The following is a 6,693-nucleotide window of genomic DNA, read 5'->3' on the forward strand; positions in this document are numbered from 1 at the left end:
CCTGTCGCCATCATGCGCCCCTTTCCCACGCCGGATCCGACGGGTCGCCCAACGACACGGCCAACTTGCGCAACGCGGACCGTAATCGGGTCTTGGCGGTGCCCTCGGGGATACCCAGCTCGACGGCCGCCTGACGGTAGGTGCGGCCCGCGAAGTAGGCGAGGTGGACCACCTCCCGCTGGGGCTTGGGGAGTTCGGCGAGCGCGGAGTGCAGCAGGAGCGAGCGTTCACGGTCGACGACCGCCTCGTCGGGCCCGGGGCCGGTGTCCGGGATGGAGTGCAGCGCCGAGTCGTCCGCGCGGGTGTCCTTGCGGTGCCTGGCCTCGCTGCGCACCCAGTCCACGGCCCGCCGGTGCGCGAGCAGGGACAGCCAGGTGCGCATCGAGCCACGGCCCGGGTCGAACGCGTACGGCCTGCTCCACAGTTGGGCGAAGACCTCCTGCGCCACGTCCTCGGCGGCCGCCGCGCTGCGCGTGACCCTCACCGCGACGCGCCGGACCAGACCGCCGTACGCCGCGTACGCCTCGGCCAGCGCGGTCTCGTCGCCGTACACCAGCCGCCGGTGCAACTCCGCATCCGCGGACGGCCGTTCGGACGTGTGGAGAGTTGGCTCCACCGGCACCACCACCTCGTGGTGCCCTTCCTAGCGTTCCCGTGGGCCGGGCGCCAGTGGGCCGGGGAATCAGCCGGACAGGACATCCAGCAGACGATCGACATCCGCGGGCGCGTTGTACAGGTGGAAGGCGGCCCTCAGGTTTCCCGCACGGTCGGAGACCTCGATCCCCGCCCGGCTCAGCTCCGGCTGCCGGTGGCCGAGACCCGGCACGGAGACGATGGGCGAGCCCGGTGCCGGAACGGGCTCGTGTCCCAGCGAGGCGAGGCCCGCCCGGAAACGGTCGGCGAGACCGAGGTCATGGGCGCGTACGGCCTCCACGCCCAACTCCTCGACCAGTGCGAGGGAGTGCCGGGCACCGGCGTACGAGAAGAGGCTGGGGCTCTCGTCGAACCGCCGTGCGGAGTGGGCCAGTTCCTCGACCGGCCCGTAGCAGCTGTCCCAGGGATTCTCTCCCGCCACCCAGCCCGCGAAGACGGGATCGAGCCCCCCGAAGTCCTCCGGAACGACGAGGAAGGCCACGCCCCGCGGGCAGACGAGCCACTTGAAGGCGACGGAGGAGACATAGTCGTACGCGTCCGCGTCGACCGACAGCCATCCGGCGGCCTGGGATGCGTCGATGTACGTACGGGCGCCGTGTGCGCGGGCCGCCTCGCGCAGCGCCGGCAGATCGGCGATCCGCCCGTCCGCCGACTGTGCGGCGCTCACCGCGACGAGCGCGGTGCCGGGGCGCACCGACTCGGCGATCCGCTCCAGCGGCACCGTGCGCACCTTCAGGCCGCGGCGCACATGGAAGGGGTTCACCACGGAGGTGAAGTCGCCCTCAGCGGTGAGGACTTCGGCGCCGTCGGGCAGTGAGGCGGCGATCAGCGCGGTGTAGACGGCGACCGAGGCCCCGGCCGCGACGCGGCTGTCCGGGACGCCGACGAGCCGCGCGAAGGAGGCGCGGGCCGCCTCCACGTCGGCGAACATGTCCTGCGGCCGGCCGTCCGCCACGGACTCGACGCCGGCGCGCACGGCCGCCACCGCGCGGGCCGGGAGCAGCCCGGTGCTGGCGGTGTTCAGATAGGTGTTCTTCGGGGCGAACTCGGTACGGACGAGGCTCTCGAAGGTCTCCATGGCACCACTGTGCGGCGCGGACAACTCCCCGTCCATTGCGTTCTTTTAAGTGGTACCGCGAAGAGGCGCTTATATGTGCAGGTCAGAGGCTCACGCCAGACGTGCGGGGCGGAGCTGCGGGTCAGTGCTGGTGAGGTACCGCGCAGCCGTCCGGACCGCACGCCTCGGCATCGCCCTGACTGTCCGCCTGGATCAGCTTGAGCGGGGAGTGGCTCGCCCACGCCTGCTCCAGGGCCTGCGCGAAGACCTCGGCGGGCTGGGCGCCGGAGACGCCGTACTTGCGGTCCAGGACGAAGAACGGTACGCCGTTCGCGCCCAGCTCGGCGGCCTCGCGCTCGTCGGCGCGGACCTCGTCGGCGTACGCGGCCGGGTCGGCGAGCACCTTGCGGGCCTCGTCCTCGTCGAGTCCGGCGTCGACCGCCAGCTCCACGAGCCGTTCGTCGTCGCCGAAGACGGAACGCTCCTCGGCGAAGTTCGCCTTGTACAGGTTCTGGATCAGCTCGTCCTGGCGACCGCGCTCCTTGGCGAGGTGCAGCAGCCGGTGCATGTCGAAGGTGCTGCCGTGGTCGCGATCCCGGGTGCGGTAGTCGAGGCCCTCGGCGGCGGCCTGAGTCCCCAGATTCTCCTCGCCGGCCTGGGCCTGGGCCTTGCTCATGCCGTACTTCTTGGTGAGCATGGGGATGACGGGCTGGATGTCGTCCTTGGCACGGTTCGGGTCGAGCTCGAAGGAGCGGTGTACGACCTCGACGGCGTCGCGGTGCGGGAAGGTCTGGAGGGCCTTCTCGAAGCGGGCTTTGCCCACGTAGCACCATGGGCAGGCGATGTCGCTCCAGATCTCGACGCGCATGTCTCGGACTCTCCCTCAACTCAACCGATCAGTTCGCTGATGCATGAACATTCAAGAACCGGCTGAGTATTCCCTGCGGCCCGGTGGGGGCGGGCCCGAAGGATTGCGCAGTTCCCCGCGCCCCTGCATGTGCGGGTTCGGTGGGGGCGGGCCGCGCCGTTCCCCGCGCCCCTCGGGGAGGGGCTGCGCCCCGTCCCCCTCAGGGGCGCGGGGAACGGCGCAGTCTTTTGGCTTTTGAGGGGCGGAGCCCCTCAGGGGCGCGGGGAACTGCGCGAGCAACCCCCACCGGGGCCGCACCCGGCGTCGATGCTCAGGCGGACGCCGCCAGCGCCGCGCGCAGCGCGGTGAGGCAGGCGTCCACAGTCGCAGGGGCGGCCGCAGGCCCGTAGTGGTTGACCCGGATCATCTCCTTGGCCAGCGCACCCCCACCCGCCGCCAGCGGAAGCGCCCCGTCGACGGCCAGCGCGGCAGCGACCAGCGCCGACGCGTCCACCCCGGCAGGCGTCCGCAACGTCGTGGCGACGGGCGCCGCGTCGGACGCCGCGTACACATACGGCTCCAGCCCTCCGCCCAGCGCGAGCGCCCCCGCCCGCGTCGCCGCCGCGGCAGCCGCGTGCCGCGCCATCACCACATCCAGCCCCTCGGACTCGATCCGCTCCACACACGCCTCAAGCGCCAGCATCTCCAGTTGCGCCGGAGCGTGGAGAAGGGCCTTGCGCCCGGCGTCGACCCACCGCTCCTTCCAGTCCAGGAGGGAGAGGTAGGAGCGCCGGGGCGCGTGCGGGTTCGCGGCCATCCGCGCCCACGCCCGCTCGCTCACCGATACCGCCGAGACCCCCGCGGGCCCGCCCATCGCCTTCTGCGCCCCGATCACGCACAGGTCCACGCCCCACGCGTCCGGCAGCAGCGGCTCGGCGCCGACCGAGGCCACCGCGTCGAGGTAGAAGAGGGCACCGTGGGCCCGTACGACCTCGCCGATCTCCGCGACCGGGTTGGTGTTCCCGGTGGCCGCCTCCGCGTGCACCAGGGACACGAAGTCGATCTCCGGATGCTCGGCGAGGGCGTCGCGGATCTGGTCGGCCGTGACCGCCGTGTGGAAGGGGACGGCCAGGTCGTGCACGGTCGCGCCGCAGTCCCGCAGCCAGTCGCCGAACGTCTGCCCGTACGGGCCGGTGATCACGTTGAGAGCCGTCGTACCGGGACCGGCCGCGCCGCGAATCGCTCCTTCCAGCGGAAGCAGCGCCTCACCCTGCATGATCACGACGTCCTGCCGGGTGGAGAGCAGCCGCGCCACGCGGTCCTCGATCGCCGCGAAACGCGCGGCGCTCAGCGGCGCCAGGTCCAGGAAGGGGTGGGTCACGGCTCTGCTCTCTTCACTCACGTTGCTCTCGACGCTCACGTTGCTCCCGTCACTCACGGGGTAGGCAGCAACGAGCGTAACCGCCGACGCGGCAGTCACTCGGCAGTCACCCCAGCAGTCGTTCACCGGCGACTTCCGAGGCCGGACAGCCCGGCGGCCATGGGATTGGTTTGAGAGCCTCAAACCAATCCTTATAATCAGCAGTCACAGTTACCCCACAGGAGGTCTCCCCCGTGAAGATGGTCCCCGGGCGCCGAACCCGCATTCTGGCCGCCACCACCGCGACGGCCGGGCTGCTGCTCGTGTCCGGCTGCTCCTCGGACGACGACGGGGGCAAGAAGACCACCGCGAACGGGGTCGAGCTCGTCAAGGGCGGACAGCTCACCACCTGCACGCACCTGCCGTACCCGCCGTTCCAGTCGGAGATCGACGGCAAGGTCCAGGGCTTCGACGTGGCGCTGGTCGACCTCGTCGCCAAAAACCTCGGGGTGAAGCAGCAGATCCTCGACCAGCCCTTCGAGAACTTCAAGACCGGTGGATCCCTCAACTCCGGCCAGTGCGACCTCGCCGCGGCCGGTATGACGATCACCGACGAGCGCAAGAAGAACGTCGACTTCTCCGACCCGTACTTCGAGGCCACCCAGGGCATCCTGGCCGGCAAGAAGAGCGGCATCTCCTCGCTCGCGGACCTCAAGGGCAAGAAGGTCGGCGCGCAGGCGCAGACCACCGGCGAGGAGTTCGCGAAGAGCAAGGGCCTCAACCCGGTCTCCTTCGAGTCCTCGGACGCCCTCCTGAACGGTCTGCGCACCGGCCAGGTCAAGGCCGTCGTCATCGACTACCCGGTCGTCCAGGGCTGGCTGAAGGACAAGGCCAACGCCGCCGCCTTCGAGGTCGCCGACAACATCAACACCGGTGAGGAGTACGGCTTCACCATGAAGAAGGGCAACACCAAGCTCCTCGAAGCCGTCAACAAGGCGCTGGCGGACGCGAAGTCCGACGGCACGTACAAGAAGCTGTACGAGAAGTGGATCGGCCCGTACGACGAGAACGCCGCCTCCGCTTCGCCCTCCGCCTCCTCATGACCGAGACCGACACCAAGGTCAGGCCCCGCAGGCGCGGCCTGACCAGGAGCCAGAAGCGGACCGTGTCCCGGGGCGTCCAGTACGCGGTGTTCGTCGCCGCGCTGGTCGCCCTCGGGTTCACGGCCGACTGGGGACAGCTGCGGAACCAGTTCGCGCAGGTCGACCTGGCCGAGCGGATGTTCCCGGACATCATCACGCTGGCGCTCAAGAACACCGTCCTCTACACGGTGTCCGGCTTCGTCTTCGGCCTCGCCCTCGGCGTGGTCGTCGCCCTGATGCGGCTCTCCTCGGTCGGCCCGTACCGCTGGCTGGCCGGCATCTACATCGAGATCTTCCGCGGGCTGCCCGCCCTGCTGATCTTCATCTTCGTGGGCGTCGCCGTGCCGCTCGCGTTCCCCGGTACGGAGATCCCCGGCGGCACGTACGGGAAGGTCGCGCTCGCGCTCGGCCTGGTGGCCGCCGCGTACATGGCGGAGACGATCCGCGCGGGCATCCAGGCCGTCCCCAAGGGGCAGATGGAGGCGGCCCGTTCGCTGGGCTTCTCGCACGCGCGGGCCATGGTGTCCATCATCATTCCGCAGGCGTTCCGGATCGTGATCCCGCCGCTCACCAACGAGTTGGTCCTCCTCTTCAAGGACTCCTCGCTGGTGCTGTTCCTCGGGGTCACGCTGGAGGAGCGCGAACTCTCCAAGTTCGGCCGCGACCTGGCCAGCGAGACCGCCAACTCGACACCCATCCTGGTGGCGGGCCTGTGCTATCTGCTGGTCACGATCCCGCTCGGGTTCGTCGTACGCCGCCTTGAGGCGAAGGCCGGGGAGGCCACCAAGTGAGCACCGAGAACAGTGCCGGCGGCCGCAGCGGCACGCCGGAGATCCAGGTCCGCGGGCTGCACAAGTCGTTCGGCGACAACGAGGTGCTGCGGGGGATCGACCTGGAGGTCGGCGCCGGCGAGGTCGTGTGCGTCATCGGCCCCTCCGGCTCCGGCAAGTCGACCCTGCTGCGCTGTGTGAACCTCCTCGAAGAGCCCACCCAGGGGCAGGTCTTCGTGAGCGGCACGGAGGTCACCGACCCGGACGTCGACATCGATGCCGTACGCCGTCGGATCGGCATGGTCTTCCAGCAGTTCAACCTCTTCCCGCACCTGACCGTGACCGACAACCTCACGCTGCCGCAGCGGCGGGTGCTGGGCCGCGACAAGGCGCAGGCGGCGGAGGTCGCCGCCGAGAACCTGCGGCGGGTCGGGCTGTCCGAGAAGGCGACGGCCTACCCGGGATCCCTCTCCGGCGGGCAGCAGCAGCGCGTCGCCATCGCCCGCGCGCTCGCCATGGGGCCGCGGGTGATGCTTTTCGACGAGCCGACGTCGGCGCTCGACCCGGAGCTGGTCGGGGACGTCCTTGCCGTGATGCGGATGCTCGCGGACGAGGGCATGACCATGATGGTCGTCACGCACGAGATGTCGTTCGCGCGCGAGGTGGCCGACCGGGTGGTCTTCATGGACGGCGGGGTCGTCGTGGAGCAGGGCGCTCCCGCGCAGGTCATCGGCGCCCCGACCCATGAACGGACCCGCCACTTCCTCTCCCGCCTCCTGGACCCGGCGATGGCGGACGTGGAGGACGCTCCGCGGAAGTCGCCGTAAGGGCGGGGGCCGCGTCGACACGCGGGCCGGTGGGGG

7 protein-coding genes are annotated in these 6,693 nt (G+C 70.6%); 3 read left to right on the forward strand and 4 right to left on the reverse strand.

Annotated features, from left to right (window positions below; genetic code table 11):
• Positions 1-10: 10 nt before the first annotated feature.
• From C6Y14_RS18085 to C6Y14_RS18100, 4 genes are all read right to left on the reverse strand, one after another.
• A complete protein-coding gene (locus C6Y14_RS18085) occupies positions 11-628 on the reverse strand; it encodes an RNA polymerase sigma factor (RefSeq protein ID WP_107017725.1) in 618 nt (205 codons plus the stop codon).
• Between the two features lie 54 nt (positions 629-682).
• A complete protein-coding gene (locus C6Y14_RS18090) occupies positions 683-1,732 on the reverse strand; it encodes an aminotransferase class V-fold PLP-dependent enzyme (protein ID WP_107017726.1) in 1,050 nt (349 codons plus the stop codon).
• 121 nt (positions 1,733-1,853) lie between these two features.
• The gene (locus C6Y14_RS18095; RefSeq protein ID WP_107017727.1) at positions 1,854-2,579 is read right to left on the reverse strand and encodes a DsbA family oxidoreductase; all 726 of its coding nucleotides are present in this window, start codon (positions 2,577-2,579) and stop codon (positions 1,854-1,856) included.
• A gap of 310 nt (positions 2,580-2,889) precedes the next feature.
• On the reverse strand, positions 2,890-3,939 hold the full coding sequence (locus C6Y14_RS18100; protein ID WP_107017840.1) for a pyridoxal-phosphate-dependent aminotransferase family protein: 1,050 nt from the start codon (positions 3,937-3,939) through the stop codon (positions 2,890-2,892).
• A 233-nt stretch (positions 3,940-4,172) separates the two neighbouring features.
• On the opposite strand from C6Y14_RS18100, the gene C6Y14_RS18105 reads away from it, so the two are divergent.
• From C6Y14_RS18105 to C6Y14_RS18115, 3 genes are read left to right on the forward strand one after another with little or no spacing between them, the layout of a single operon-like run.
• The gene (locus C6Y14_RS18105) at positions 4,173-5,021 is read left to right on the forward strand and encodes a transporter substrate-binding domain-containing protein (protein WP_107017728.1); all 849 of its coding nucleotides are present in this window, start codon (positions 4,173-4,175) and stop codon (positions 5,019-5,021) included.
• A complete protein-coding gene (locus C6Y14_RS18110) occupies positions 5,018-5,851 on the forward strand; it encodes an amino acid ABC transporter permease (RefSeq protein WP_107017729.1) in 834 nt (277 codons plus the stop codon). Before C6Y14_RS18105 ends, C6Y14_RS18110 begins: the two co-directional genes overlap by 4 nt.
• Positions 5,848-6,657 (forward strand): amino acid ABC transporter ATP-binding protein, encoded by an 810-nt coding sequence (locus C6Y14_RS18115; RefSeq protein WP_107017730.1) that lies wholly within the window; start codon positions 5,848-5,850, stop codon positions 6,655-6,657. The genes C6Y14_RS18110 and C6Y14_RS18115 overlap by 4 nt, the downstream gene beginning before the upstream one ends.
• The last annotated feature ends 36 nt before the right edge of the window (positions 6,658-6,693 follow it).

Source organism: Streptomyces dioscori, from assembly GCF_003024195.1.
Classification (GTDB): Bacteria; Actinomycetota; Actinomycetes; order Streptomycetales; family Streptomycetaceae; genus Streptomyces; species Streptomyces dioscori.

Bases quoted from the DNA above. Each gene is read 5' to 3' on its own strand.
- C6Y14_RS18110 (WP_107017729.1), top strand. From the start codon at position 5,018: ATGACCGAGACCGACACCAAGGTCAGGCCCCGCAGGCGCGGCCTGACC.
- C6Y14_RS18090 (WP_107017726.1), bottom strand. From the start codon at position 1,732: ATGGAGACCTTCGAGAGCCTCGTCCGTACCGAGTTCGCCCCGAAGAAC.
- C6Y14_RS18095 (WP_107017727.1), bottom strand. From the start codon at position 2,579: ATGCGCGTCGAGATCTGGAGCGACATCGCCTGCCCATGGTGCTACGTG.